Below are 536 nucleotides of genomic sequence, written 5' to 3'. Positions count from 1 at the left end.
ACTGTCCAGATGCGGTGCCAACTGCGCCACCGTCGGGCTTTCGAACAACATCCGTATCGGGACCTCGACGCCGAGTACGGTCCGGATGCGGGACAGCAACCAAGTGGCCAGCAGTGAGTGGCCGCCCAGATCGAAGAAGCTGTCGTCGATTCCGACCTTGGTGACGTTCAGCACCTCCGCGAACAGCCCGGCCAGCACTTCTTCCTGAGTGTTGCGCGGCTTCCGGTATCCCGGAGCGACCTGCTCTGCCGGCCTGTCACCGGCCCGTTGCACCAACTCCAGCCGGCCATCGCGGGTCCACCGGGCCTGCTGATCGGCGCGGTACAGCCCGGATCCGGGTGGGCCGTAGGGGTTCGTCTCGACGTACCCGGCGGTCGATCGGTCCCGATCCGATGCCACGCCCGATACATAGAGGTCGCCCACCACGCCGATGGGCACCAACTGCAACTCGCTGTCCAGCACGTGGACCCGCGCGTCCTGGACGTCTTCCGCGAGTGACCGGACCGCTTCGTGACGAAGGAGTTCGGTTTGCCGGC

Annotated in this window: 1 protein-coding gene; it reads right to left on the bottom strand. The window is 66.2% G+C overall.

Features of this window, described 5'->3' with window-relative positions:
• Window positions 1-462 (bottom strand): phosphopantetheine-binding protein (locus H4N64_RS44245; RefSeq protein WP_336246991.1); only part of this gene is annotated, 462 nt, incomplete at its 3' end.
• Between the last annotated feature and the right edge of the window lie 74 nt (window positions 463-536).

The sequence above is a fragment of the Streptomyces cupreus genome (assembly GCF_014257025.1).
GTDB classification, from domain to species: Bacteria; Actinomycetota; Actinomycetes; order Streptomycetales; family Streptomycetaceae; genus Streptomyces; species Streptomyces cupreus.
This window is presented reverse-complemented; position numbering and strand designations above follow the sequence as displayed.